The organism is Streptomyces sp. NBC_01224, from assembly GCF_036002945.1.
Taxonomy (GTDB): Bacteria; Actinomycetota; Actinomycetes; order Streptomycetales; family Streptomycetaceae; genus Streptomyces.
In genome coordinates this window covers 6,773,072-6,798,366 of the sequence record NZ_CP108529.1, presented here as the reverse complement: position 1 = coordinate 6,798,366, position 25,295 = coordinate 6,773,072, and the positions used below count along the sequence as shown (strand labels likewise).

Genomic DNA, 25,295 nt, shown 5'->3' with positions numbered 1-25,295 from the left:
CAGGCGGGTTCTCCCAGGGCTGATCGAGGGCTCGGCGGGAAGCTGGGCGGGCAGGATCGGTGGGCCTTTCAGGGCTAAGATTCTTACCCGTTGTGTTCCTGTACGGAGGAGTGCCCGGAATGGCGAAGAACGCAGCTTCCGCTTCCGCGACGCGGCAGGACGCGGTGGCGTCGATCGTCGAGGACTGGCGGCGGGAGCGGCCGGATCTGGATACGGCTCCGCTGGAGGTGTTCGGCCGGCTGCACCGGGCGTTCCTGCGGTACAGCGCGGCGATCTCCCGGCCGGTGGAGCGCAAGGGCCTGTCGATGGCCGGGTTCGATGTGCTGACGGCGCTGCGCAGGGCGGGGGCGCCGTTCCGTCGTACGGCGGGTGAGCTGGCCGATTCCGGTTTGATCAGTTCGGCGGGGGTCACGCTGCGGATCGACCGTCTGGAGAAGGACGGGCTGATCCTGCGGGAGCGTGATCCTCAGGACCGTCGGGTGGTGCACTCGCGGCTCACGGACGAAGGTCTGTCGACGATCGACGAGCTGTTCGCGGAGCACTTGGACAATGAGCGGCGGATGCTGGCGGGGCTGACTCCCGCGGAGTGCCGGCAGCTGGCCCGGTTGCTGGAGAAGCTGGAGCGGTCGGTGCTGGCGGCGGAGGAGGACGCGTAGGCGTCCCTGATCGCCGGACGGGCGGGAAATCGGGCCCGTCCGGCGACGGAGGACGTCTGTTCGGCACTGGTGGGCGCGGTGGTGGCGGGCACCTTCGTGGAGGAGACGGCGAACCGCCCGCCGGAGGAGATCTCGCCGTGAGGGGCGCCCACCCTCGTCATTCCCGGTCACCGCGGCACGTCCGGTACTCGCCGTCGGGCGCCACGACATGCGGGTCGGGGAGACACCTCAGGCAGCCAAGCCGTCAATCAGGGACCATGCTCATGGACCGCCTCCAAGCCGCGTGATCGTGACCGCGGCGCCGCCTATTTCGGTGGAGGCACGACGGAAGTGGCTGTCACAGTGCTCGCATGGATCTCCCTCCCGACGCCGTGCTCGTCTTCGACCGGGACGAAGACCTGAACGTCTTCGAGTCCTTCGTGCACGCCACGAACTACCTGGAGGCGATCGATGTGTCGGAGGGCGAGTACACGGCGGCCTACACCCCTGACGGTCGAGTGCTGGCGCTCACCGCCCCTGAAGCGTGGGAGGGACCGGTCGTTCTGACCAGAACCGACGGAGTTGACCTGGCCGATCTGGAGCGGAGAGTGGCCCGCTACTGGCAACTCCACCAGGCAGGTCAGCCGCCGTGTGACCCACTGCAGACAGCGCGTTTCCTGATCGACAGGGACAACCAGCCCCACAGGGGGTGGCTGAAGCTTTTCACCGCCCTGCTGAGTCGCAACTTCGGTAATGGGCCGACGTCACTGCCGCACGATCGCTCCGCCGAGTGACGCGGCGCCGGACGATGAGCGGCGCGGATACGGCGACGGGCGCCAGGAAGTGCTCGGCCTTGCGTGCGTGGTGGCGGTGCAGGCGTCGGCAGGCGCCATGACAGGTTGGGCTGCACCTCACCTCGCTCATTCTCCGACTCCGCGCGTCCGAGCCACGAGGGCACCCCAGCGTCGCCTTCGGGGTGGGAGGGGAGCAAGGGCCGTCGACGAGACACCCAGCGCGTCCAGCCGGGAAAGGAGTGCTGCCTCCTGCTCCTGGGTGACGGCAATGCACAGAGAGGTTCCCGTGTCGTTCGCGCTGAAGATCGAGCAGTTGCCTTGCCAGCCTTCGGCGTTGATCGTGTAGGGAACAAGGTCCTCGAGCACTTCGAACTGTTTGTCGTCGCGCACGTCGATGCCGATGCCCATCCCGAGGTCGTGCCGCTGGGAGCGAGCGCCGCTCGCGACCTCCTCATGGGCGAGGGACAGCGCGCGTTCACAGGAGTTCAGTACGGCGGGCGGCCAGGCTTCGTCGCTGTAGGCGTCGAGGTGGGCTGTGTCGATGTCGGAGCGCAGGACACGGAGCGCCTCGCGGTGCACATGCTCGATGTCTGCGGGAGTCAATCCGTCTGCGAGTACGAACTTGCGGCGTGGGCTGCCCTGTTGGTTGATCACGTGCAAGACCTTTCCATCTCGAGTACGCCTCCGCCTCGGCAAGAACGAGCGGCAACGTGATCATTGTCAGACACGGCCTGGCGTCCTTGGGAAGAGTCGAGGAACGTGCGCTCCCGCGTAGCGCTTGCCGCCTGAAGGCCGGGGCGCGCAGCTGATGCCCTCCGAGCTCGCCCATCGGTGTACAGCGGCGGCGCTCCCGCGCAGAGGTGAGGTCCCGCTCCCTTGGAACGAGGGTTGACACCATCGGCTAATCACATTAGCTTGATGGCTATATTCATTAGCCCCGGAGGGTGGACGTGACCGAGTTCTTGACTATCGACAGCGGACAGCTCGCGTACGAGGTGACGGGCGAGGGCCCGCTGGTCGTGCTGGCCCACGGCATGGGTGACAACAGGGCGGCCTACCGAGATGTGGCCTCCCGGCTCGCGACGGCCGGATTGCGGGTCGCCAGCATGGACCAGCGCGGCCACGGTGAGTCCAGCACCGGCTGGGCGTCCTACACCCGCACCGACGCAGCGGCCGACATCCTCGCCCTGATCAGGCACCTGGGCGGCCCCGCTGTCGTCGTGGGCCACTCCTTCGCCGGCGGCGCCGCCACCATCGCCGCGGCCCAGGAGCCCGAACTGGTCAGCGCCATCGTCGAGATCAGCCCGTTCACCCGCGCACAGAAGATCAGCCCGAGTGCTCTGATGTCCCACACCCGCTACCGCAAGGGCATGGGCCTGCTCATGGGCGCCGGCCTGCTGCGCAGCGTCGGGCTGTGGAAGCGCTACCTCGACCATGCCTACCCGGGAGTCAAGCCCGCCGGTTACGCCGGCCATGTCGCCGCCCTCGACGCCGACCTGCGCCGGCCCGGCCGGATGGCCGTCGTCAGCAAGATGGGCATGTCCGCGCCCACGGACGCCGGTGCCTGTCTCGACGCCATCCAGTGCCCTGCCCTGGTCATCGAGGGCACACTCGACCCCGACTGGGTCGACCCCAGGGCCGAGGGAGCGGGCATCGTGGCCGAGATGCCCGCAGGGCTCGGTAGGCTCGAGATGATCGAGGGAGCCGGTCACTACCCGCACGTCCAGTTCCCGGACGAAGTCGCTACCGCCGTCCTGGCCTTCCTCAAGGTCGGCGCGCGTGGCTAGGGCAGCGCTCACCACGGATGCCGTCGTCGATGTCGCGCTGCTGATCATCGATGAGAGAGGCCCCGCCGCCCTGACCTTGTCGGCGGTGGCCGGCCGGGCAGGCGTCGCTACCCCGTCCCTCTACAAGCACGTGCGCAATCTGGCAGAGCTGCGCGACCTCATGTCGGCGCGGATCATGAACGAGATCGCGGACCAGGTCGGTGAGGCCGTGCTGGGCCGCTCCGCCGACGAGGCGATCCGCGCGCTCATGATGGCCTGGCGGCACTACGTGCTGCGGCACCCCCACCGATACTCGGCGCTGATCCAGACGCCCGAGCCGCGCACGGCCGAGGCGGGGACGCGACTGATCAACATCATGCTCGCCACTTTCCGTGCGTATGGAATGGCAGACTCCGCAGCGATCCACGCAGCCCGCTGCCTGCGCGCGGCCGTCCACGGCTTCGCGGTTCTGGAGGCCGAGGGCGCGTTCGGGCTCCCGGAGAAGCTGGACGAGAGCTACGACCTGCTGATCCACATGATGATCACAGGTCTGCACGCACCTCATTGATCAGGCCATGATGAGAGACCTCTGACCAAACGCATCACAGAGCCGCATCATCAACGACAGCCGAGCTCGGCGGGGACATTGGGGCAGATGGGTCATATGAGGCAAGCAGTGTCCAAAGCGGTGCGTGGGGCTTCGGGGACGGGCGCGGACGTCGCACGGCGGCGGGCCGTGGGGGTCGTGCCATGGGGCGTGGCGGCGGGTGCGGTTGCCTGGTGTCTCGCGGGGAGCCGGCGCGCCGCGCACATGGAGAACTACCCCTGGAATGTCTGGACTCCGATCGGTTACGGCGCGGTCAAGGGCGTGTTCCTGGGGCTGCTGGCCGGCTGGTGTGCCGTGCTGAGCCTCCGAATCGGCCGTGCGGCCTGCCGGAAGGAGGACGGCGGGGTGCCGCGTTTCGCGGGGCTGGTCTTCGGCGGCGGGCTGCTGGGCGGGCTGGTGCCCGGGTCGGTCCGGGACTTCATGGGTGCGCCGCAGCCGCGGACCCTGTACTACTTCGACGGGCCGAGGCCCGAATCGGAGTGGTACTGGCGGCCGTTGCTGTCCGAATGGCTGACCTACACGGTGCTGCCGGCACTGGGCTGCGCGGTGCTTCTGACGGCGGGTGCTCTGGTGTCCGCCCGGTCCTCGCGCCGCGAAAGCGTCGGCTGGGCGGTGCCCGCGCTGGTGGGAGCGGGACTGCTGCTCCTCCCCCACTACGCGGCCGCCGGGCTGCCCACGCCGCAGGGCAACGGGCACCATGTCAACGAGTCGGCCTCGGCCGGGCTCGTGGTCCTGGCCACGGGACTCGGTCTGCTGGTAAGTGCCTGGGTGGCGTGGTCGAGGCGCAGGCGGTCGGCCGGGCGGTCCGGCCCGTATCCATCGCACCGGGCGGGCGAACCGCCCTCGGTTCGAGGCGAGCCGCCCTCAGCTCATTGAGAAGACAAGAAGTGGAGAGCGACTGCCGCCAGTCCCCACACTCCCCCGGCCGCCAAGCCGATCCCGATCAGTCTCTGGTGGGCGAAGGAACGGGAGAACCTTCCATCCTCCCTGCCGCCCATCCACTCGTGCCACTGCCGCGGAATGCCCCGGAAGTCCGCCGCGACGAACACGCCGACACCGATCAGGAGGAGGCAGAGGGAGGCCGTCACCCAGGCGGGCGGCGGTTCCCGTCCGGCCACTGCGGCGACGCCTTGCGCAAGCAGACCCATGCGTACCGTCCCCCCGACCACCGGGAGCGCCCCCGGTGGTCACAGCCTCGGCTGTCGGTCCGCAGGATTCAAGCCCTGCCCCCGTTCACGACCCGGCGCCGGTCTTCCCGTTCGTCGCCGACTCCTCCGCGATCCGTTCATGGTGGCGGATGACCTCCGCCACGATGAAGTTCAGCAGCTTCTCCGCGAAGGCCGGATCCAGATGCGCGCTCTCCGCCAGCTGCCTCAGCCGGGCGATCTGCCGGCTCTCGCGGGCCGGGTCGGCCGGGGGGAGCTGGTGGGCGGCCTTGAGGTGGCCGACCTGCTGGGTGCACTTGAAGCGCTCGGCGAGCATATGGACAACAGCGGCGTCAATGTTGTCGATGCTCTCGCGCAGCCGGTTCAGTTCCGCGCTCACGGACTCGTCGATGTCCCTCGTGGTCATGGTCAGCGAGCTTACGACCTCGCCCGCGATTGCCAGCGGCGTCGCGGTGTCCGGGACCTCCGCCTTGGATTCGAAGGCCCCGGACGCCGCTCCTTCTCCCCCTGCCAATCGTGGGCGAGGTCGTTAGACGGCCGGGCCCAGGGGGGTGATCGTCGGTGGGTGCTCCGGGTCCGGGACCTGGTCGCTCCAGCCGCCCGGGACGCTGCGGCCCTGCTGATCGCGGAACCGGACCGGGGCGGTGCCGACCCGGCGGGCGAAGAGGCGGGAGAAGTACGCCGGGTCGTCGTAGCCGACGCGTCGGGCGACCGCGGCGACCGGCAGGTCGGTGGCGGCGAGGAGCTCCTTGGCGCGGCCGAGCCGGATGCCGAGGAGGTAGTCCTTCGGGCTGCAGCCCGCGCCCCGCCGTACCGCCGTGCGCAGTTCGGCGGGTGTCATGCCGTGCCGGGCCGCGTGCTCTGCGACGGAGAGCGGCTGGAAGGCGTCTCGGGCGAGGGCCTGCAGGACCGGGTCGCCGTCGGGGCTGACATCGGCGCGGGCCCGGCGCAGGGCGACGAGGAGTTCATGCACGGCGGCGCCGGTCTCGACCTCCAGCAGCGGGTTGCCGCGACGTGCCGCGCGCACCATCCGCCCCACCGCTGCGCGGGGGCCCGCCGTGTCGGCGAGCGGGACGAGCGGGCGGTCGGGCTCGATGTAGCCGAGCTCGGTGTACGTGGCGGTGGCGGGGCCGGTGAAGTCGACGAAACTCTCGTCCCAGCCGCTGCCGGGATCGGCGCCGTAGTGGTGCGGGGTGCCGGGGGTCAGCCAGATCAGGCTGGGTGCGACGACGGGCACCCGGCGGCCGTCGGCTCCGATGAACCAGCCGCTGCCGGAGTTGATGACGACGGCCACATGGTGGTCCAGGGTGCGCGGGCCGACCGTCGGCAGGGCGCCGTGCTGCAGCCCCACGCCCAGGCAGACGAGGCCCAGCCGGTGGTGGAGCGGGCTGGGAGTGAAGAAGCGCATCCAGGTGTGGTACATCGGCCTTCCTTCCTCCCCCTTTTCTTTGCATTGGTCCGAACATTTCGCGTCCGAACAATTGTGTCCAAACAGCAGTGATCTTTGTCCATGGACCGGCCGCACGCCAGGGGGCGAAGGTTGGTTGCAACATTCCTCCCGGGTTCGCCCGCTCCGTGGTGCGTGCCGTCGTGCGACCCCTGGGCGGCGCGGCCCCGGGGGACCGCACGCACAGGAGAGTACGAGCACGATGGCTGACTTCACCGTGGGGGACGACCACTTCCGGCTCGACGGGAAGCCCGTACGGCTGCTGTCGGGGGCCCTGCACTATTTCCGGGTCCATGAGGCGCAGTGGGACCACCGGCTGTCGATGCTGCGCGCCATGGGTCTCAACTGTGTCGAGACATATGTGCCGTGGAATCTCCATGAGCCGCAGCCCGGTCGCTTCCGGGACGTGGCGGCGCTGGGCAGGTTCCTGGACGCGGCGCAGCGGGCCGGACTGTGGGCGATCGTCCGCCCGGGACCGTACATCTGTGCCGAGTGGGAGAACGGCGGTCTGCCGGCCTGGGTGACGGGGCGGTTCGGGCGACGGGTGCGGACCCGTGACGAGGAGTATCTGGGTGCCGTGGAGCGGTGGTTCACGGCGCTGCTGCCGCAGGTGGTGCAGCGGCAGATCGGACGCGGCGGCCCGGTGATCATGGTTCAGGCGGAGAACGAGTACGGGAGCTACGGCACCGATCGGGTCTATCTGCAACGGGTGGCCGGGATGCTGCGGGAGCGCGGGGTGACCGTGCCGCTGTTCACCTCCGACGGGCCGGAGGACCACATGCTCACCGGCGGCTCCGTGCCGGGGCTGCTCGCCACGGTGAACTTCGGGTCGGGTGCGCGGGAGGCCTTCGAGGTGCTGCGCCGCCATCAGCCGAAGGGGCCGCTGATGTGCATGGAGTTCTGGTGCGGGTGGTTCGAGCACTGGGGTGCCGCGCCGGCGGTACGGGATCCGGCGGAGGCGGCAAAGGCCCTGCGGGAGATTCTGGAGTGCGGGGCGTCGGTGAATGTCTACATGGCGCACGGGGGGACGAACTTTGCGGGCTGGGCGGGGGCGAACCGCTCGGGTCCGGTGCAGGACCAGGATCTTCAGCCGACGGTGACGTCATACGACTACGATGCGCCGATCGACGAGTACGGGCGGCCGACGGAGAAGTTCTGGCTGTTCCGGAAGGTCCTGGCGGAGTTCGCGGACGGTCCGCTTCCGGAGCTGCCGCCGGAGCCGGTCGGGCCCCCGGCACCGGTGCGGGCGGAGCTGACCGAGTGGGCACCCCTGTCGGTGGTCCTGGAGGTGCTGGGCGACCCGGAACGGGCAGAGTCCGGTGTTCCGCCGACGTTCGAGGAACTGGGCGTGGACCGGGGCCTGGTGCGGTACGAGGTCACCGTTCCGGGATTGCGACGCCCCTATGCGCTGGGTGTCTCCGGGCTCCGGGACCGTGCGGTGGTGTATGTGAACGGCGTCCGGCAAGGTGTGCTGAGCGGCGAGAGCACCACCCTCGACGAGCCGGTGGCCGGGCCCGCGGAGGTCGAGCTGTGGGTGGAGTCACTGGGCCGGGTCAATTACGGGCCGCGGCTGGGCGAGCCGAAAGGCATCACGGGCGGCGTCCGGCACGAACGGCAGTATCTGCACGGGGTACGGGCGCGGGGGCTGCGGCTGGCCGCTTTCGAGGAACCGGGTGCGGTGGACGCGGTGCCTTTCGGCGGGGTCGCCGAGAGGGGCCGTGCCGGGCTGTACCGGGGTTCTTTCGAGTCGGCGGATTCGGGACTCGCGGGCCCTCCGGATCACGCGGGGCTCGAACTGCCGGGCTGGACGCGCGGGTTCGTGTGGGTGAACGGTTTCTGTCTGGGACGGTACTGGTCGGCGGGTCCGCAGCGGACGCTGTATGTGCCGGGTCCCGTGCTGCGGGAGGGCGTCAACGAGGTGTGGGTGCTGGAGGTGGAGGGCGCCGGGGATCCGTGGGTGGAGCTGGGTCCGGGTGTGCCCGTCCGGACGGGCACACCCGGGGGTGCTCAGAGCTGATGCGGTGGGGCCGGTCGGGCCGGTCGGGCCGTCAGAGCGTGGCCGCCGCGGAGGCGATGTTGGCGGCGAACGTCGAGACCTCGCTGTACACACCCGGGTAACCGGGCTCGGCGCAGCCCTGGCCCCAGCTGACGATGCCCACCTGGATCCAGGCTCCGGCGTTGTCCTTGCGGAACATGGGGCCGCCGGAGTCGCCCTGGCAGGTGTCCACGCCGCCCGTGTCGATCAGCCCGGCGCAGATCTCGTCGCCGGGGACGAGGTCGCTGCCGTACGCGCCCTGGCAGTCGGCGTCGGAGACGAACGGCACGGCTGCCTTCAGCAGATACCGCTGCTGGCTTCCACCCTCGGTGGCGGCGCCCCAGCCTGCGATGGTGAAGGTGCCGTTGTTGTACGTGGTGTTGGTGGCGATCTTCAGGGTGGGCAGGTCGATGGGCTTGGCGAGCTTGATCAGTGCCCAGTCCTTGCCCATGCCGTTGTAACCGGGGGCCTGGAGGACCTTGGTGGACTTGACCTTGATCGCACTGGACGACTGGAGGTCGACGACGCCCGCGGTGGCGGTGATGGAGGTGTTGTTGCCCGAACCGCCCACACAGTGCGCGGCGGTGAGGACGATGTCCTTGGCATAGAGAGCGCCGCCGCAGCCCATCGACAGCCGGACCATGAACGGGAATTCACCCTGGGCGGCGCGGGTTCCGCCGACGACCGGGGTGGGGGCCGCGGACGCTCCGGCGGGCTGGAGGCTGACGGCCGCGAGGACCACGGCGGCTATGACGGAGCATCTCTTCACGGCGCGCAGAAGCTGCTTCAACGGACTGCCTTCTTTCGTGGGGGGTTCTTGTGGGGGGTACGTGCCCTCGCCCGGGGTCCTGGCCACGGGCAGCAGAGCCCGTTGGTCATGCCCCCGACAAGGACATGATTCGGATTATCGGGAAATGATCACGGGCCTCACAAGGTTCACTTTTCGGCCAAGATCACTCACGTCGCTGCGGCTACAGTGGAGGCCGGTCGATCGTCGCGGACGGGGGCGGGGGCGTGACGGACAGCAGCCGGGAACACGGCCGGGGCGGCGGAAGTCCGGTCGTCCACGGCTTCCCTCATCTCGACACCGTCCGGTCCGCGATCACGGCGCTGTACCGGAGGCTGTCGTACGACGGTGTCCGCGGTTACGCCACGAGCCTCGCCCCCGCCGACGCCGCTTTCTCCGACCAGGACGATCTGTACCTCGGCGCCCAGCGGGTGGCGCGGGCCATGGTCCAGCATCTGCACCTGCCGGAGGCCCGCATGATCGTCGGCTTCCGGGAGATGGAACACGCCGCCGGTGTCGAACTCGCCGCGGGACCGGAGTACTTCATCGAACTCAACGACCGCTTCCGCACCCATCGCAGGGACATCGGCGCCGCGCTCTCGCACGAGGTCATGCATGTGCTGCTGCACCGCCTCGGCCTGGAGTTCCCCGGTACGCGCGACAACGAGATCCTCACCGACACCGCGACGACGTATCTGGGCGCGGGCTGGCTGCTGCTGGACGCCTTCCGTGAGGACGCCGTCTCCAGCCAGAAGCTCGGCTATCTCACCCCGGAGGAGTTCGGATACGTCCTCGCCAAGCGGGCGTTCGCCTTCGACGAGGATCCCTCCCCGTGGTTCACGAGTCCGCAGGCGTACACGGCGTACACGAAGGGGCGCACCCAGGCCCTCCACGACACCCGGCAGCCGCCCCTCGCGGCGGCCGGCTGGGCGGGCCGGCGCCGCTACGCCAAGGACCGGCGGTACGCCCAGCACCATCCGGGTGCGGGAGCGGCCCCGGGTCCCGACGCCCCGTACACCTTCGACAACGGCCCGCAAGGCCTCCGGGTCTCCTTCGCCTGCCCCACCTGCCACCAGCGCATCCGCGTTCCGGTACGCGGCCGGGTACGGGCCCGGTGCGGGTTGTGCCGGACGGTCCTGGACTGCAGCACCTGAAGCAACCGCGGCTGCGGGAAGGGGCGGGCCGGGAAAGCCCGCCGCAGGCGCCCGCATCCGAACCCCCGCACCTCGAACACCGGAGAGAGTGAATAGTCAGCCTCGCCGACGGCTGGATTTCGCCCCGTACACCGGCTGCGCCGGCTCTGCCTCCGACAGCAGCTTCCGTGCCGCTTCCCCCGCCTCCGCCGGCGCCCACCGCGCCCGCCGGTCCGCGGTGGGACCGGGGCGCCAGCCCTCCATAACCGTGATCCGGCCGGCCTCCGCCTCGAAGACCCGCCCGGTCACCCCGTCACTCGCGGCCGAGCCGAGCCACACCACCAGCGGGGACACGTTCTCGGGGGCCATCGCGTCGAACTCCCCCTCCCCCGGCGCCGCCATCGTCTCCGCGAACGTCTGCTCGGTCATCCGGGTCCGTGCCGCCGGGGCGATCGCGTTGACCTGGACCCCGTACCGTCCCATCTCCGCGGCCGCGACGAGCGTCAGGCCCACGATGCCCGCCTTCGCAGCGGAGTAATTGCCCTGTCCGACGCTCCCGAGCAGCCCCGCACCGGAGCTTGTGTTGACCACCCGGGCCACCGGGGCGCGGCCGGCCTTCGCCTCGGCCCGCCAGTGCGCGGCGGCATGCTTCAGTGGCAGGAAGTGGCCTTTCAGATGGACCCGCATCACCGCGTCCCAGTCGTCCTCGTCCAGATTCACCAGCATCCGGTCGCGCAGAAATCCGGCGTTGTTGACCAGCGTGTCCAGTCGCCCGAAGGTCTCCAGCGCGGCAGTGATCAGCGACGCCGCCCCCTCCGTCGTGGCGATGTCGCCCCCGTGGGCGACCGCTTCGCCGCCTGCCGCCACGATCTCGTCGACCACCTGCCGGGCCGGACCGGCCGAGCCCCCGTCGCCGTCCGGGCCGACACCGAGATCGTTGACCACGACCTTCGCCCCCTCGGCGGCGAAGGCGAGCGCGTGGGCACGGCCGAGCCCGCGCCCGGCACCCGTCACGATCACGACGCGTCCGTCGCACAGTCCACCGACGCTTCCTCCGTCGTTCCCCCCTTCGCTTCCCCTGTCCCGTCCGTCGCTGCTTGCGGTCATCACACATCTCCTTGTTGGCGATGCGGGGGCAGGCTGCTACCTTCCACACCTAACAAATGTTTGGTGGAAAGGTAGCTGATTCGCCCATGGGTGTCTCCACCGCAAGTCCCGGCAAGGGCATCTCCCTCGTCACGGTCGACTACCCGCCCGTCAACGCGCTCCCCGTACAGGGCTGGTACGACCTCGCCGACGCCCTCCGGGCCGCGGGCCGCGATCCCGAGGTCCGCTGTGTCGTGCTGGCCGCCGCCGGGCGTGGATTCAACGCGGGCGTCGACATCAAGGAGATGCAGCGCGACACCGGTCACGCCGCCCTGATCGGCGCCAACCGCGGCTGCTACGAGGCGTTTTCGGCCGTGTACGAGTGCGAGGTCCCGGTCGTCGCCGCGGTGAACGACTTCTGCCTCGGTGGCGGCATCGGCCTCGTCGGCAACGCGGACGCGATCGTGGCGAGCGACGATGCGACATTCGGCCTGCCCGAGCTGGACCGGGGCGCGCTCGGGGCCGCAACCCATCTCGCCCGGCTCGTGCCGCAGCATCTGATGCGCGCGTTGTACTACACCTCGCGCACCGCCACCGCCGCAGAACTGCACGCCCACGGCTCGGTCTGGAAGGTTGTGCCGCGCGATGAACTCCTGGATGCAGCAATGGAGTTGGCGGGCGAGATCGCCCGTAAGGACGGGTATCTGATCCGGCTGGCGAAGGCCGCGATCAACGGCATCGACCCGGTGGACGTACGCCGCAGCTACCGCTTCGAGCAGGGCTTCACCTTCGAGGCCAATCTCAGCGGTGTCGCCGACCGCGTCCGCGACACCTTCGGCAAGGAGGTATGACGCATGACCATGACCGGAATCGGTACCGACAGAACCGACAGAACCGACAGAACCGACAAGACCATGACAGCGCAGGACGTCGTCTCCCGGCTCAGCAGCGGGATGACGATCGGCATCGGCGGCTGGGGCTCCCGCCGAAAGCCGATGGCACTGGTCCGGGCGCTGCTCCGCTCCCCGATCACCGACCTCACCGTGGTCTCGTACGGCGGCCCCGACGTCGGCCTGCTCGCCGCCGCCGGCAAGATCCGCAAACTGGTCGCCGCCTTCGCCACACTCGACTCGATCCCGCTCGAACCCCACTTCAGGGCGGCCCGCCAGCGCGGCGCGTTCGAGCTGATGGAGGTCGACGAGGCCATGTTCATGTGGGGGCTGCACGCCGCCGCGAACCGGCTGCCGTTCCTCCCCGTCCGCGCCGGTATCGGTTCGGACGTGATGCGGGTCAACCCGGGCCTGCGTACGGTCACATCGCCGTACGCGGACGGCGAGGAGTTCGTCGCGATGCCCGCCCTGCGGATGGACGCGGCGCTGGTCCACATGAACCGAGCCGACCGGTTCGGCAACGGCCAGTACCTCGGCCCGGACCCGTACTTCGACGACCTGTTCTGCGAGGCCGCCGACAAAGCGTACGTCTCCTGCGAACGCCTGGTGGAAACTGCCGAGTTGACCGAGAAGGCGGCCCCGCAGACCCTCCTCGTCAAGCGGCACTCCGTCACCGGCGTCGTCGAGACCCCGAACGGCGCGCACTTCACCTCCTGCGCCCCCGACCGCCCGCGCGACGAGGCGTTCCAGAAGGCGTACGCGACCGCGGCCGCCGACCCCGACGCCTGGGCGGCCTTCAGCGACCGCTTCCTGCCCGCACAGGGCGACGAGAAGAGCTATCAGTCGGCCGTCCAGGCCTGGCACGAGGAGCAGAAGTGAGCAACCGGACCGTGACCCGGGCCGAGTACTGCGTGATCGCCTGCGCCGATGCCTGGCGCGACAACGGGGAGGTGCTCGCCAGCCCTATGGGACTCGTCCCGTCCGTCGGCGCCCGGCTCGCCAGACGCACCTTCTCGCCCGATCTGCTGCTCACCGACGGCGAGGCGCTGATCGTCGGCCCGGACGGCACGACGGAGGGCTGGCTGCCGTACCGCCAACACCTCACCATGGTCACGGGCGGCAGGCGTCACGTGATGATGGGAGCGAGCCAGATCGACCGGTTCGGCAACCAGAACATCTCCTGCATCGGCGACTGGGAACAGCCCACCCGCCAGCTCCTCGGCGTACGCGGCGCCCCGGTCAACACCCTGAACCACCCGGTCAGTTACTGGGTGCCCAAGCACTCCCCCCGGGTCTTCGTCGAGCGCGTCGACATGATCTGCGGGGTCGGTCACGACAGTGCCGCGGCAGCCGGTCCGTCGGCGACCCGCTACCACCGCATCCCGCGCGTCGTCACCGATCTCGGCGTCCTCGACTTCGCGACCCCGGACCGCTCGATGCGCCTCGCCTCGCTGCACCCCGGCGTCACCGCCGACGAGGTCCGCGAGGCCACCGGCTTCGCGCTCACGATCGCGGACGACATCCCCTGCACCCGGGAGCCGACCGCCGAGGAGCTGGGCCTGATCCGCGAGGTCATCGACCCGAAGGGCACCCGGAACCGCGAGGTCGGGGTCTGATGCGGACCGCGCTCACGGATCTTGCCGGCGTCCGCCACCCCATAGTCCAGACCGGCATGGGCTGGGTCGCGGGCCCCCGCCTGGTCTCCGCCACGGCCCGCGCGGGCGCGCTCGGCATCCTGGCCTCCGCGACGATGACCGCGGAGCAGCTGCGGGCAGCGGTACGGGAGGTCAAGTCCCGTACGGACGAGCCGTTCGGCGTCAATCTGCGCGCCGACGCCGGTGATGCGCGCGAGCGGGTACGGATCATCGTCGACGAAGGCGTGAAGGTGGCGTCCTTCGCGCTCGCCCCTTCGAAGGAGCTCATCGCCGAGCTGAAGGACGCGGGCGTGGTCGTGATCCCGTCGATAGGTGCCCGGCGCCATGCCGAGAAGGTCGCGGCGTGGGGCGCGGACGCGGTGATCGTGCAGGGCGGCGAGGGCGGCGGCCACACCGGTGATGTGGCAACCACCGTGCTGCTGCCCCAGGTTGTCGATGCGGTGGACATCCCGGTGATCGCGGCGGGTGGCTTCCACGACGGCCGGGGCCTGGTCGCTGCGCTGGCGTACGGGGCGGCGGGCATCGCGATGGGCACGCGGTTCCTGCTGACGTCGGACTCGACCGTGCCGGACGCGGTGAAGGCCCGCTATCTGGCGGCGGGCGTCAAGGACGTAACGGTCACCACGGCGGTGGACGGGCTCCCGCACCGGATGCTGCGTACGGAGATGGTCGCCGCGCTGGAGAACGCGGGCCGGATCCGGGCGTTGGCCCAGGCGGTGCGCCGGGCGGCGGGGTTCAAGCGGATCTCCGGGACCAGCTGGTCCCGGATGGTGCGCGACGGTCTCGCGATGAAGCACGGCAAGGACCTGTCCTGGAGCCAGGTCCTGCTGGCCGCCAACACCCCGATGCTCCTGAAGGCGTCCATGGTCGACGGCCGCACGGATCTGGGTGTGATGGCATCGGGCCAGGTGGCGGGCCTGATCGAGGATCTGCCCAGCTGTGCGGAGCTGGTGGAGCGGGTGATGGAGGAGGCCTGCGCGGCGCTGGGCGCGGTGTCGGGCGCCGTGGGCCCGTCCGGCGACTGAGGACGAAGCGGTGACCGGACAAATCCGGTCACCGCACGTCATCCGTACCGCTACGCGGCCCTGCGGCCACGCCCCGCCGCCGCACCACCGCGTCCGGCCCCGGACCCGGAACGCCCGGCCCCGGCACCGCGTGCCTCGCCACGGCCACCACCGGCACCGGCACCGGCGCCACGAGCCGAGCCGCCCGCACCGCCGCCGCGGGCGGAGGAAGCCCCCGTACCCCGGCCTTCACCACCGCCGCCCTGCCCGGCACCACCGCGCCGGCCCCGGCCGCGGCTGCCCGAGCGGAAGCCCGCGCCACCGGCCGCGGCCCCGCCCGACCGCGTGCGCGGCTTCGGCGGGGTCGGCTGGGGGACCTCGATGACGATCGCGACGCCGGACGGCTCACGGGCCCCGGTGATCCGGGTGAGTTCCTCGTCGCTGGACTTGATCCGGGTGGTCCGCGGAGCGATGCCCGCGTCGGCCATCAGCCGGGTCATCTCCCGCTTCTCCTCGGGCAGCACCAGGGTGACGACGCTGCCGGACTCCCCGGCACGCGCCGTGCGCCCGCCGCGGTGGAGGTAGTCCTTGTGATCGGTCGGCGGGTCCACGTTCACGACCAGGTCGAGGTCGTCGACATGAATGCCGCGCGCCGCCACATTCGTCGCGACGAGCGCGGTGACCTGGCCGTTCTTGAACTGGTCCAGCGTCCGGTTGCGCTGCGGCTGCGAACGCCCGCCGTGCAGGGCGGCAGCCCGTACACCGCTGGCGAGCAGCCGCTTGGCGAAGCGGTCGGCGGCACGCTTGGTGTCCACGAACATGATCACCCGGCCGTCGCGGGCAGCGATCCTGGTGGCGACGGCCTTCTTGTCGGTCTCGTCGGCCACGTGCAGCACATGGTGCTCCATGGTGGTGACCGCGCCCGCGGACGGGTCGACCGAGTGCACGACCGGGTCGGTCAGGAACATCTTGACCAGCCGGTCGATGTTCTTGTCCAGGGTCGCGGAGAAGAGCATCCGCTGACCGTCCGGCTCGACCTGCTTGAGCAGCGCGACGACCTGCGGCATGAAGCCCATGTCCGCCATCTGGTCGGCCTCGTCGAGGACGGTGATGGCGACCTGGTCGAGGCGGCAGTCGCCGCGCTCGATGAGGTCCTTCAGCCGTCCGGGCGTGGCGACGAGCACCTCGGCGCCGCGGCGCAGCGTGCCGGACTGTTTGCTGATCGACATGCCGCCGACGACGGTGGCCAGGCGCAGGTTCACGGACGTCGCGTACGGCGTCAGCGCGTCGGTGACCTGCTGGGCGAGCTCACGGGTCGGGACGAGCACCAGGGCGAGCGGGGCGCGCGGCTCGGCGCGCCGCCCGCCGGTGCGGGCCAGCAACGCGAGGCCGAAGGCGAGGGTCTTGCCGGAGCCGGTGCGGCCGCGGCCGAGGATGTCCCGGCCGGCGAGCGAGTTCGGCAGGGTGGCGCCCTGGATCGGGAACGGATCGGTGACGCCCTGCGCGGCAAGGGTTTTCAGCAGGGCTGCGGGCATGTCCAGCTCGGCGAACGCCTCGACGGCGGGCAGTGCGGGGGTCATGGTTTCGGGCAGGGCGAATTCGCCCTGCGGCGGCGTGGCCCTGCGACGGGGCGACGCCTTGCCGGATCCCTTGCCGGAACCCTTAGCGGTTGCCTTTGCCGGGGCCGTGCCGCGCCCCCTCGACGGGCGGTTGCGGGCGGGGCGGTCCTGGCGTTCGGAGCGGGTCATACGGAATTGCCCTCCTGGGGGATTCCTGAGGATTCCTAGGGATTCCTGGGAACTGCGTGGGACTACTGGGGGAGCGCTGCGGGACGGCGCGCTTCTTCGCCACGTCCCGGGGACAGCACAAGCCGGGACCCGCACCTTCACGGTGCGGGCCCCGGCTGCGAGGTACGCGTCCGGCAATTAGGCCGGGACGATGTTCTCCGCCTGCGGGCCCTTCTGGCCCTGCGTGACGTCGAAGGAGACCTTCTGGCCCTCCTGGAGCTCACGGAAGCCCGAGGTGGCGATGTTGGAGTAGTGGGCGAAGACGTCGGCGCCGCCGCCGTCCTGCTCGATGAAGCCGAAGCCCTTTTCCGAGTTGAACCACTTCACGGTTCCAGTAGCCATGTCATTCTCCTAAAAGAGGTGCAGTGCCGGAAATCCGCACTTTACGAATTCCAAGTCGCCGCATTGAGCCCCATCCGGAGAAAGCCGGAAAACAATAATGCGCCTGAGGAAGCATTCCCGTCAGGCGCACATAAAGTTCATGGGTACCAAAACTGCAACTCGGCAACCGTAGCACGTTCTGCCGACCGGCGGTGGAACACGCCGCGCCGCCGGCCGGCGGATTTTTTGCCCGGGCCCTTGGGGTAACTGGCCCGGAGCGAGCTCGGAACTCTGCCGAAACTTGTTCCCGGAGCCCTGCCGGAAGGGTTCGGTGACCTGGTCAGAGCCGCTCGATGATGGTCACGTTCGCCTGGCCGCCGCCCTCGCACATGGTCTGCAGCCCGTAGCGGCCGCCGGTGCGCTCCAGCTCGTGCAGCAGCGTCGTCATCAATTTTGTACCGGTTGCGCCGAGCGGGTGACCCAGGGCGATCGCGCCGCCGTTGACGTTGACCTTGTCCGGGTCGGCTCCGGTTTCTTTCAGCCAGGCCAGGACGACCGGGGCGAATGCCTCGTTGATCTCGACCAGGTCGATGTCGTCGATGGTCATTCCGCTCTTCTTGAGCGCGTGCGCGGTGGCCGGGATCGGCGCCGAAAGCATGCGGATCGGATCCTCGCCGCGCACCGACAGGTGGTGGATGCGGGCGCGCGGGGTGAGACCGTGCTCGGCCACGGCGCGCTCGGACGCGATGAGCATGGCGGCGGCCCCGTCGGAGACCTGCGAGGAACAGGCGGCGGTGATCGTGCCGCCGTCCAGGACCGGCTTGAGGGCCGCCATCTTCTCCAGGGTGGTGTCGCGGCGCGGCCCCTCGTCGGTGGTGATGTCGCCGTAGGCGACGGTCTCGCGCGCGAAGCGGCCCTCGTCGATGGCGCGGATCGCACGCCGGTGGGAGCGGAGGGCGAACTCCTCCATGTCCTGGCGGCTGATGTCCCACTTCTCGGCGATCAGCTGGGCACCGTGGAACTGGTTGACCGGTGCGTCGCCGTACCGGGCGCGCCAGCCCTCGCTGCCCGCGTACGGGCCGTCCGTCAGGCCGAGGGGCTCGGCGGCCTGACGGGAGGCGAAGGCGATCGGGATCTGCGTCATGTTCTGCGTGCCGCCCGCGACGACGAGGTCCTGGGTGCCGGACAGGACGCCCTGGGCGGCGAAGTGCACGGCCTGCTGGGAGGAGCCGCACTGCCGGTCGACGGTGACGCCGGGGACCTCCTCGGGCAGTCCGGCCGCCAGCCAGCAGGTGCGGGCGATGTCACCGGCCTGCGGTCCGACGGTGTCGAGGCAGCCGAAGACCACGTCCTCGACGGCCGCCGGGTCGATTCCGGTCCGCTCGACGAGGGCCTTGATGACATGGGCGCCGAGGTCGGCGGGGTGGACCGAGCCGAGTCCTCCCCTGCGCCGGCCGACCGGAGTGCGTACCGCTTCGACGATGTATGCCTCGGCCATGACTTCTGCTCCTCGGTGAGCTCGGGTGGGGTCAGGTGTCGAGGGCGATGCCGTCCAGAACCATCGAGAGGTACTGGCGGGCGATCTCCTCGGGGCTGTGCTGTCCGCCCGGCCGGTACCAGGACGCCGCGACCCAGACGGTGTCGCGGACGAAGCGGTAGGTGAGGCGGATGTCGAGGTCGGCGCGGAAGGTCTTGTCGGCGACGCCGCGTTCCAGCGTGCCGAGCCAGGCCTTCTCGAACTTCTGCTGGGAGTCGACGAGGTACTGGAAGCGCGGCTGGGTGGCCAGGTGCCTGGACTCCTTCTGGTAGATGGCGACGGCGGCGCGGTGCCGGTCGATCTCCCGGAAGGACTCGGTGACGAGGGCCTCGATGGTCTCCCGGGGTCCGAGCCCGGCGGCGAGCACCGCGTCGTACCCGTCCCAGAGTTCGGTGAGGAAGGTCGAGAGGATCTCGTCGATCATCGATTCCTTGGAATCGAAGTGGTAGTAGAGGCTGCCCGCGAGCATCCCGGCCGCGTCCGCGATTCTGCGGACGGTGGTGGCGTTGTATCCCTGCGCGGCGAACACCTCGGCGGCGGTGGCGAGCAGTTCGCGGCGACGCTCGGGCGAGGGGGTCACCTGGGGCTTCTTCTTGGTAGGCACCCGCCCATTCTCCGCCCGGCCGTCCTCCCGTCAGGCATGCCGGTTACTGACGGAGACGACCTCGCCCGTCATGTAGGAGGAGTAGCCGCTGGCGAGGAAGACGATGACGTTGGCGATCTCCCACGGCTCGGCGTAGCGGCCGAACGCCTCCTTCTCGGTCAGTTCGTCGAGGAGTTCGGCGGAGGTGACCTTCACCAGATGCGGGTGCATGGCGAGGCTGGGGGCGACGGCGTTGACGCGTACGCCGTACTCGGCGGCCTCGATCGCGGCGCACCGGGTGAGCGCCATGACGCCCGCCTTGGCGGCGGCGTAGTGGGCCTGGCCGCTCTGGGCCCGCCAGCCGACGACAGAGGCGTTGTTGACGACGATGCCGCCGCGGCCCGCCGCCTTGAGCGAGCGCAGGGCGGCCCGGGTACAGCGGAAGGTGCCGTTCAGGGTGACGTCGAGGACCTTGGTCCACTGTTCGTCGGTCATCTCGGTGAGTTCGGCGGTGCCGCCGAGGCCGGCGTTGTTGACGACGATGTCGAGGCCGCCGTGGGTCTGTTCGGCGAGCGCGAAGAGCGCCTGGACCTGGGTCTCGTCGGTGACGTCGCAGGGCAGTGACGCGACATGGTCCGCGCCGAACTCCTCGGCGAGCGCCTGCTCGGTCTCCTGCAGCCGACGGGCGTGCGCGTCGCCGATGACGATGCGGGCGCCCTCCTCAAGGAATTTACGGGCGGTGGCGCCGCCGATTCCGGCGCCCGCGGCTGCGGTGACGACGGCGCTGCGGCCGGCCAGCAGGCCGTGTCCGGGTACGTACTGCGGTGCGCTCACGCCCGCGCCTCCTCGGTCTCGGCCCGCGGATCCTCGACGGTCCTCGCGCTCGTACGTTAACCTACCAAACACTTGTTAGGGAAGGATGAGCCGATGCTCGATGCCCACGACACATCTGCCGGTGACACCGGTGACCTCCAGTCCGATCCCGTGCTGTACGAGCGCCGGGGCCCGGTCGCGTACGTGACGCTGAACCGCCCGCGTTACCGCAACGCCCAGAACTCGGCGATGACCTACGCCCTGGACGCCGCGTTCTACCGGGCCGCCGAGGACTCCGAGGTCAAGGTGGTCGTGCTGGCGGGCGCCGGGGAGCACTTCTCTGCGGGCCATGACATCGGCACGCCCGGGCGCGATGCGCATCTGCCCTTCGAGCGCAGGGCAGGTCTGTGGTGGGACCACTCCGACAAGACCGGCGCGGAGAGCCGCTTCGCCCGCGAGTCGGAGGTCTATCTCGGCATGTGCAGGCGCTGGCGCGAGCTGCCGAAGCCGGTCATCGCCTCCGTCCAGGGCGCGTGTGTGGCCGGCGGGCTGATGCTCGCCTGGATCTGCGATCTGATCGTGGCGAGCGAGGACGCCTTCTTCGCCGATCCGGTGGTGCGGATGGGCATCCCGGGCGTCGAGTACTTCGCACACCCCTGGGTGATGCCGCCCCGGATCGCGAAGGAGTTCCTGTTCACCGGCGACCGGATGAGCGCCCGCCGGGCGCACGAGGTCGGCATGGTGAACAAGGTGGTGGAGCGCGGCGAACTCGCCGGGCGTACCCATGAATTGGCATTGCGGATCGCCGGGATGCCGCGTCTGGGGCTGGCCCTCACCAAGCGTGCGGTCAACCAGGCCGAGGACCTTCAGGGGCTGCACACCGGCATGGACTCGGTCTTCGGGCTGCACCATCTCGCCCATGCGCACAACGCGGAGACGGCGGCGGACCCGCTCGGCGGCATGGACATCGCCTCGATGAAGAAGGCGGGTGCGTGATGGATCTGTCGTACACGGCCGAGGAGGAGGAGTTCCGGGCCGAGGCGCGGCAGTGGCTGCGGGCCAACGTACCCGCCGAGCCGCTGCCGTCCCTGGAGACCGCCGAGGGCTTCACCGCGCACCGGGAGTGGGAGGCGCGGCTGTACGCGGACCGCTGGTCGGTCGTCTCCTGGCCAGCCGAGTACGGCGGCCGGGCCGTCGACATCTTCCGGTGGCTGACATTCGAGGAGGAGTACTACGCGGCGGGCGGCCCCGGCCGGGTCTCGCAGAACGGCATCAGCCTTCTCGCCCCGACGCTCTTCGACCACGCCACGAAGGAGCAGCGGGCCCGGGTCCTGCCGTCGGTGGCGAGCGGGGAGGTGATCTGGGCGCAGGCCTGGTCCGAGCCGGAGTCGGGCTCGGACCTGGCGTCACTGCGCTCACGGGCGGTGCGCACGGACGGCGGCTGGCTGCTCTCGGGGCAGAAGACCTGGTCCTCGCGGGCCGCGTTCGCGGACCGGGCGTTCGGCATCTTCCGCACGGATCCCGAGGCCGCGAAGCCGCACCACGGGCTGACGTATCTGATGTTCGACCTGTCGGCGCCGGGGGTTTCGGTCCGGCCGATCGGGCGGCTCGACGGCAAGCCCGCCTTCGCCGAGCTGTTCCTGGACGAGGTGTTCGTACCGGACGAGGACATCATCGGGGAGCCCGGACAGGGCTGGCGTATCGCCATGTCGACAACGGGCAACGAGCGCGGACTGACGCTCCGCTCCCCCGGCCGCTTCCTGGCCGCCGCGGACCGGCTGGCCGGGCTGTGGCGCACTCACGGCGACCCGTCCGACACGGCGCTGCGGGACCGGGTGGCGGACGCGGTGATCGGGGCGCGCGCGTATCAGCTCTTCACCTGCACCAACGCCTCACGCTTCGCGGCGGGGGCCGACATCGGCGCGGAGTCCAGCCTGAACAAGGTGTTCTGGTCCGAGTACGACATCGCTCTGCACGAGACGGCGCTCGATCTGCTGGGCCCGGACGCGGAACTGGCGGAGTCCGAGTGGGCCGAGGGGTACGTCTTCTCCCTCGCGGGCCCCATCTACGCCGGTACGAACGAGATCCAGCGCGACATCATCGCCGAGCGGCTGCTCGGCCTGCCGAAGGGACGGCGCTGATGCGTTTCCTCCTCGACGACGAGCAGCGGGAGTTCGCCCGCTCGCTGGACGCGATGCTGACCGCCTCGGACACCCCTGCGGTGGTACGCGCCTGGGCCGCAGGGAACCACGGACCGGGCAGGGCCCTGTGGGCGCGGCTGGCACAGACGGGGGTGTTCGCCCTGGCGATACCGGAAACGTACGACGGCGTCGGACCGCTACCGGTCGAACTCGCAGCCGCCTTCACCGAGTTGGGGCGGCACGCGGTGCCGGGACCGGTTGTGGAGACGGTCGCGGCCGGGGTGCTGCTGGGGGGTGTGGGCGGCGCGGCGGCCAAGGAGTGGCTGCCGCGGCTGGCGTCCGGTGCGGCATCGGCGACGCTCCGGATGGACGGGTACGGGCCGTATGCGCTGGACGCGGATGCCGTGGACGCGGTGTTCACTGTGACCGGCGACGAGCTGCGGCTCGCCCCCGGGCCCGGCGCGCTCAGCGTGTCGTCCGACCCGGCCCGGCGGCTGTGGCGCCCCGGTCCGGGCGGGGAGCTGCTCGCATCCGGGCCCCGGGTGGCACAGGCCTCGGGGCGGGCCGCTCGGTGGGCGGCGTTCGCCACGGCCGCGCAGGCGCTCGGCACCGGCGAGGCGCTGCTGCGGGCCACGGTCGCGTATGTGAAGCAGCGCACCCAGTTCGGTACGGCGATCGGTTCCTTCCAGGCGGTCAAGCACCGGCTCGCGGACACGCTGATCGGGCTGGAGTTCGCCCGCCCGCTGCTGTACGGGGCGGCGCTCGCGCTCGCCGGGGAGGCGCCGGACGCCGGTGCCGAGGTGGCGGCGGCCAAGGTGACGGCGGGCGAGGCGGGGTACGCGGCGGCGCGGGCGGCACTGCAGTTGCACGGCGCGGTGGGATACACGCAGGAGCTGGATCTGTCGCTGTGGCTGCGGAAGGCGCGACCGCTGCGGGAGGCGTGGGGGACGCCGGGGGCTTGCCGCGCGCGGGTGCTCGCCGACGGGCCGGCCGCGCCTGCCGCCCGGCCCTCCGTGTCAGAGGATTTCGCCCAGTGAGCCGTCGTCGTTGCCCCTTCGGAAGGTGCGCAGCGGGTGACCGGGGCGCCATACCTGGATGACCAGGGTGTCGCCGCCTTCGAGACCGGTGCGTACCACCTCGGTCAGCTCCACCCGGAAGAGATGGAAGGGTTCCGGCGGCTTCACCTCCTCGATGAAGCGGGCCAGCACGACGGGGTCGGTCACCTCCACCGCGCGGCCGGAGAGCCGGACGTCCCCGTCGGCCATCTCGGCGTCCGGTCCGGGGTTGGCCTGCACCGCGAACCGCGGATCGCGGTGCAGGTCCAGCGCCTTGCGCGAGTTCGGCATCATGCCGAGGAACGGCTCACCCAGCCGGAAATCCACTTCGAGGCCGGTCACGCGCGGCGATCCGTCCTTGCGCAGGGTCGCCAGGACGTGGTGCTTGTACTGCCCGAAACGGGCCTGAACGGCGTCGGCGAAGGCCGGCTGTGCCGACTGGAACTCTTTCCAGGAACTCGATGTCATGGGGCCATGAAAGCCTGGAATCCCGACATCTTCTGTCCGGATTCCCGGCCCGTGTCCGTTGAGAAATTGTTCGGCATCGCGCGCGTAGCGACGCCACTGGCAGAGCCTCCCACCGGGTTGCCGAGCAGCGATTGCCCACGGTCCCTACCGGGCGGGACCGGCCGGCGGCGCGCTGCCGGCCGACAGGGTGACCACCAGCGCCCACCCCAGCGTCCGCAGCACTCCCGGCGATTCACCCTGCGCCAACAACGCGTCGTAGCGGTCGAGTTCGATGTCCTGGCCGTCGACCACCGCACCGTCCTCCAGCGCGACGGCCAGAACCGCCCCGCCCTCGGGCACCGACAGCCGGACGGTGCCGCGTACCACCGCGACCTCCGCGCTCGTACGTTCCCTGCGGTACATCACATTGAAGTTCACGACCGGGCCACCGAGCAGCCGGCCCTCCGTCTCCAGGTCACCGGGGAAGTCATGCGGCCAGTACTGCTCGTCGACGATGTGGTGCTCGCCGCCCACCATGAGGTCCATCCCGGCGCCCTCGACCACGGTCAGTGTGCGGTCGACCCCGGGGAACGAGGAGAACGGCCCGTCCCGGGACACATCGGCGAGGCTGACGCGCCAGTCGAAGGCGTCCAGCGGCGCGCCCTCGGGGGACGCCGCGATCTCGCGGGTGACTCCCCCGCCGTTCTTCCAGGGCGTGGCCGTGCGGTCGGCCGCCCGCAGCACCCGGGCCGTCACTTGACGATCCCCTGTGCCCGGGCCGCAGCCAGCCACTGCGGGAATTCGGCGACCAGCCGGTCGTACAGTTCGGCGTCCGGGACCTTGCGCGGGTCGAGTCCGGCGTGGAAGAAGCCCGCGTTGTCTATGGGGCGCTTGGCGGGTACGGCCAGTTCATCGAGCTTGTGCAGGAAGTCGAACTGCGTACTCTGCTTGTTACCGAAGCCGATGAACTGCCAGAACAGTGGCAGTTTCGCCGCCTTGCACAGATAGCGTTCCGCCGCGTGCTTGCTGATCGGACCGCCGTCCGTCTGGAAGACGACGAGCGCGGGGGCGGTCGAGCCGCTGTCGATGTAGTGGTCGATGACGGCGTCCATGGCCAGGTGGTAGCTGGTCTTCCCCATGTGCCCCAGGCCCGCCACGATCGCGTCGACCCGGCCGCGGTGGTTGTCCAGGGCTATGTCGGTGACGGCGTCGACATCGGTGGAGAAGAAGACGACCGGTACGCGGCCGTCGTCGTCCAGATGTGCCGAGAGACCCAGCACCCGGTCCGCCAGGGCCTGGACGCTGCCGTCCTTGTAGTACTCCTTCATGGAGCCGGAGTAGTCGAGCACCAGATATACCGCTGCGCGCTCCCCGCCCAAGCCGTGCTTCGTCAGCGGGACGGAAGCACTCTTGTAGAGGCTGACCAGCGCGGGTGCGGTCTCCTCGATCTTGCGGAGGCTGATGGCCGGATCTGTTGCGGCGGACGAGCCGGCCATGCGGATTCTCCGATCCTCGACGTGTCAGAACCCTGAGCGTAAGGCACCCGGATATACCCGGGGCGGCGGTGTTCGCTATCTTGATCGCCGCCGTCCCCACCGGCCGCTCG

Annotated in this window: 28 protein-coding genes; 14 read left to right on the top strand and 14 right to left on the bottom strand. The window is 70.3% G+C overall.

Annotation, left to right across the window (positions count from 1 at the left end):
* Positions 1–119: 119 nt before the first annotated feature.
* A complete protein-coding gene (locus OG609_RS30590; protein ID WP_266362137.1) occupies positions 120–656 on the top strand; it encodes a MarR family winged helix-turn-helix transcriptional regulator in 537 nt (178 codons plus the stop codon).
* A gap of 350 nt (positions 657–1,006) precedes the next feature.
* Complete coding sequence (locus OG609_RS30585) at positions 1,007–1,429, top strand: hypothetical protein (protein ID WP_327275791.1); 423 nt, start codon at positions 1,007–1,009, stop codon at positions 1,427–1,429.
* Positions 1,430–1,555: 126 nt separating this feature from the next.
* Here OG609_RS30585 and OG609_RS30580 read toward each other — a convergent pair whose 3' ends face one another.
* Positions 1,556–2,083, bottom strand: coding sequence for a hypothetical protein (locus OG609_RS30580; RefSeq protein WP_327275790.1), 528 nt, complete (start codon positions 2,081–2,083; stop codon positions 1,556–1,558).
* 296 nt (positions 2,084–2,379) lie between these two features.
* Here OG609_RS30580 and OG609_RS30575 point away from each other — a divergent pair, with 296 nt between their 5' ends.
* The 3 genes from OG609_RS30575 (at position 2,380) to OG609_RS30565 (ending at position 4,678) form a co-directional block, all read left to right on the top strand.
* Positions 2,380–3,216 carry an alpha/beta fold hydrolase gene (locus OG609_RS30575; protein WP_327275789.1) on the top strand — a complete coding sequence of 279 codons (837 nt, stop codon included), beginning with the start codon at positions 2,380–2,382 and terminating at the stop codon, positions 3,214–3,216.
* Positions 3,209–3,763: a TetR/AcrR family transcriptional regulator gene (locus OG609_RS30570; protein WP_327275788.1), complete on the top strand. Its 555-nt coding sequence runs from the start codon at positions 3,209–3,211 to the stop codon at positions 3,761–3,763. The genes OG609_RS30575 and OG609_RS30570 overlap by 8 nt, the downstream gene beginning before the upstream one ends.
* A 96-nt stretch (positions 3,764–3,859) precedes the next feature.
* Entirely contained in the window at positions 3,860–4,678 is an 819-nt protein-coding gene (locus OG609_RS30565; RefSeq protein ID WP_327275787.1) for a hypothetical protein, read from the top strand.
* Here OG609_RS30565 and OG609_RS30560 read toward each other — a convergent pair.
* The 3 genes from OG609_RS30560 to OG609_RS30550 all read right to left on the bottom strand — a co-directional run bounded on the left by OG609_RS30560 (position 4,672) and on the right by OG609_RS30550 (position 6,391).
* Positions 4,672–4,950: a hypothetical protein gene (locus tag OG609_RS30560; protein WP_327275786.1), complete on the bottom strand. Its 279-nt coding sequence runs from the start codon at positions 4,948–4,950 to the stop codon at positions 4,672–4,674. The genes OG609_RS30565 and OG609_RS30560 overlap by 7 nt on opposite strands.
* An 85-nt stretch (positions 4,951–5,035) precedes the next feature.
* The gene (locus tag OG609_RS30555; protein WP_327275785.1) at positions 5,036–5,374 is read right to left on the bottom strand and encodes a chorismate mutase; all 339 of its coding nucleotides are present in this window, start codon (positions 5,372–5,374) and stop codon (positions 5,036–5,038) included.
* 123 nt (positions 5,375–5,497) lie between these two features.
* Positions 5,498–6,391, bottom strand: a complete 894-nt coding sequence (locus OG609_RS30550; RefSeq protein ID WP_327275784.1) for a helix-turn-helix domain-containing protein — start codon at positions 6,389–6,391, stop codon at positions 5,498–5,500.
* Between the two features lie 226 nt (positions 6,392–6,617).
* On the opposite strand from OG609_RS30550, the gene OG609_RS30545 reads away from it, so the two are divergent.
* On the top strand, positions 6,618–8,432 hold the full coding sequence (locus tag OG609_RS30545) for a glycoside hydrolase family 35 protein (RefSeq protein ID WP_327275783.1): 1,815 nt from the start codon (positions 6,618–6,620) through the stop codon (positions 8,430–8,432).
* A gap of 31 nt (positions 8,433–8,463) precedes the next feature.
* On the opposite strand, the gene OG609_RS30540 is transcribed toward OG609_RS30545, so the two are convergent.
* Entirely contained in the window at positions 8,464–9,240 is a 777-nt protein-coding gene (locus OG609_RS30540; protein ID WP_327275782.1) for a S1 family peptidase, read from the bottom strand.
* A 224-nt stretch (positions 9,241–9,464) separates the two neighbouring features.
* Here OG609_RS30540 and OG609_RS30535 point away from each other — a divergent pair, with 224 nt between their 5' ends.
* The gene (locus tag OG609_RS30535; RefSeq protein ID WP_327275781.1) at positions 9,465–10,391 is read left to right on the top strand and encodes a hypothetical protein; all 927 of its coding nucleotides are present in this window, start codon (positions 9,465–9,467) and stop codon (positions 10,389–10,391) included.
* A gap of 96 nt (positions 10,392–10,487) precedes the next feature.
* Here OG609_RS30535 and OG609_RS30530 read toward each other — a convergent pair whose 3' ends face one another.
* Positions 10,488–11,477, bottom strand: a complete 990-nt coding sequence (locus tag OG609_RS30530; protein WP_327275780.1) for an SDR family oxidoreductase — start codon at positions 11,475–11,477, stop codon at positions 10,488–10,490.
* Positions 11,478–11,563: 86 nt separating this feature from the next.
* Here OG609_RS30530 and OG609_RS30525 point away from each other — a divergent pair, with 86 nt between their 5' ends.
* The 4 genes from OG609_RS30525 to OG609_RS30510 are packed head-to-tail and all read left to right on the top strand — an operon-like array spanning position 11,564 to position 15,026.
* Complete coding sequence (locus OG609_RS30525) at positions 11,564–12,307, top strand: enoyl-CoA hydratase family protein (RefSeq protein ID WP_327275779.1); 744 nt, start codon at positions 11,564–11,566, stop codon at positions 12,305–12,307.
* Between the two features lie 3 nt (positions 12,308–12,310).
* Complete coding sequence (locus OG609_RS30520; protein ID WP_327275778.1) at positions 12,311–13,225, top strand: CoA transferase subunit A; 915 nt, start codon at positions 12,311–12,313, stop codon at positions 13,223–13,225.
* Positions 13,222–13,962, top strand: coding sequence for a CoA-transferase subunit beta (locus tag OG609_RS30515; protein ID WP_327275777.1), 741 nt, complete (start codon positions 13,222–13,224; stop codon positions 13,960–13,962). Before OG609_RS30520 ends, OG609_RS30515 begins: the two co-directional genes overlap by 4 nt.
* Positions 13,962–15,026 (top strand): NAD(P)H-dependent flavin oxidoreductase, encoded by a 1,065-nt coding sequence (locus OG609_RS30510; protein WP_327275776.1) that lies wholly within the window; start codon positions 13,962–13,964, stop codon positions 15,024–15,026. Before OG609_RS30515 ends, OG609_RS30510 begins: the two co-directional genes overlap by 1 nt.
* A gap of 50 nt (positions 15,027–15,076) precedes the next feature.
* Here the strand turns inward: OG609_RS30510 and OG609_RS30505 are convergent, their stop codons facing one another.
* The 5 genes from OG609_RS30505 to OG609_RS30485 form a co-directional block, all read right to left on the bottom strand.
* Positions 15,077–16,753: a DEAD/DEAH box helicase gene (locus OG609_RS30505; protein ID WP_327275775.1), complete on the bottom strand. Its 1,677-nt coding sequence runs from the start codon at positions 16,751–16,753 to the stop codon at positions 15,077–15,079.
* 177 nt (positions 16,754–16,930) lie between these two features.
* Positions 16,931–17,134, bottom strand: coding sequence for a cold-shock protein (locus OG609_RS30500; protein ID WP_003969786.1), 204 nt, complete (start codon positions 17,132–17,134; stop codon positions 16,931–16,933).
* Positions 17,135–17,453: 319 nt separating this feature from the next.
* Entirely contained in the window at positions 17,454–18,611 is a 1,158-nt protein-coding gene (locus OG609_RS30495) for an acetyl-CoA C-acetyltransferase (RefSeq protein ID WP_327275774.1), read from the bottom strand.
* 31 nt (positions 18,612–18,642) lie between these two features.
* Positions 18,643–19,254 (bottom strand): TetR/AcrR family transcriptional regulator, encoded by a 612-nt coding sequence (locus OG609_RS30490; RefSeq protein ID WP_327275773.1) that lies wholly within the window; start codon positions 19,252–19,254, stop codon positions 18,643–18,645.
* 30 nt (positions 19,255–19,284) lie between these two features.
* Complete coding sequence (locus tag OG609_RS30485) at positions 19,285–20,067, bottom strand: SDR family oxidoreductase (RefSeq protein ID WP_327275772.1); 783 nt, start codon at positions 20,065–20,067, stop codon at positions 19,285–19,287.
* A gap of 93 nt (positions 20,068–20,160) precedes the next feature.
* Here OG609_RS30485 and OG609_RS30480 point away from each other — a divergent pair, with 93 nt between their 5' ends.
* Genes OG609_RS30480 through OG609_RS30470 form a run of 3 tightly spaced genes read left to right on the top strand, consistent with a single transcriptional unit; the run spans position 20,161 to position 23,224 of the window.
* Entirely contained in the window at positions 20,161–21,042 is an 882-nt protein-coding gene (locus OG609_RS30480) for an enoyl-CoA hydratase (RefSeq protein WP_327275771.1), read from the top strand.
* Positions 21,042–22,187 carry an acyl-CoA dehydrogenase family protein gene (locus OG609_RS30475; RefSeq protein ID WP_327275770.1) on the top strand — a complete coding sequence of 382 codons (1,146 nt, stop codon included), beginning with the start codon at positions 21,042–21,044 and terminating at the stop codon, positions 22,185–22,187. Before OG609_RS30480 ends, OG609_RS30475 begins: the two co-directional genes overlap by 1 nt.
* Complete coding sequence (locus tag OG609_RS30470) at positions 22,187–23,224, top strand: acyl-CoA dehydrogenase family protein (protein ID WP_327275769.1); 1,038 nt, start codon at positions 22,187–22,189, stop codon at positions 23,222–23,224. Before OG609_RS30475 ends, OG609_RS30470 begins: the two co-directional genes overlap by 1 nt.
* Here the strand turns inward: OG609_RS30470 and OG609_RS30465 are convergent.
* The 3 genes from OG609_RS30465 to OG609_RS30455 form a co-directional block, all read right to left on the bottom strand.
* Positions 23,204–23,710, bottom strand: coding sequence for a pyridoxamine 5'-phosphate oxidase family protein (locus OG609_RS30465; protein ID WP_327275768.1), 507 nt, complete (start codon positions 23,708–23,710; stop codon positions 23,204–23,206). The genes OG609_RS30470 and OG609_RS30465 overlap by 21 nt on opposite strands.
* A 144-nt stretch (positions 23,711–23,854) precedes the next feature.
* Positions 23,855–24,445: a HutD/Ves family protein gene (locus OG609_RS30460; protein ID WP_327275767.1), complete on the bottom strand. Its 591-nt coding sequence runs from the start codon at positions 24,443–24,445 to the stop codon at positions 23,855–23,857.
* Positions 24,442–25,185 carry a vWA domain-containing protein gene (locus tag OG609_RS30455; protein ID WP_327275766.1) on the bottom strand — a complete coding sequence of 248 codons (744 nt, stop codon included), beginning with the start codon at positions 25,183–25,185 and terminating at the stop codon, positions 24,442–24,444. Before OG609_RS30455 ends, OG609_RS30460 begins: the two co-directional genes overlap by 4 nt.
* Positions 25,186–25,295 lie beyond the last annotated feature (110 nt).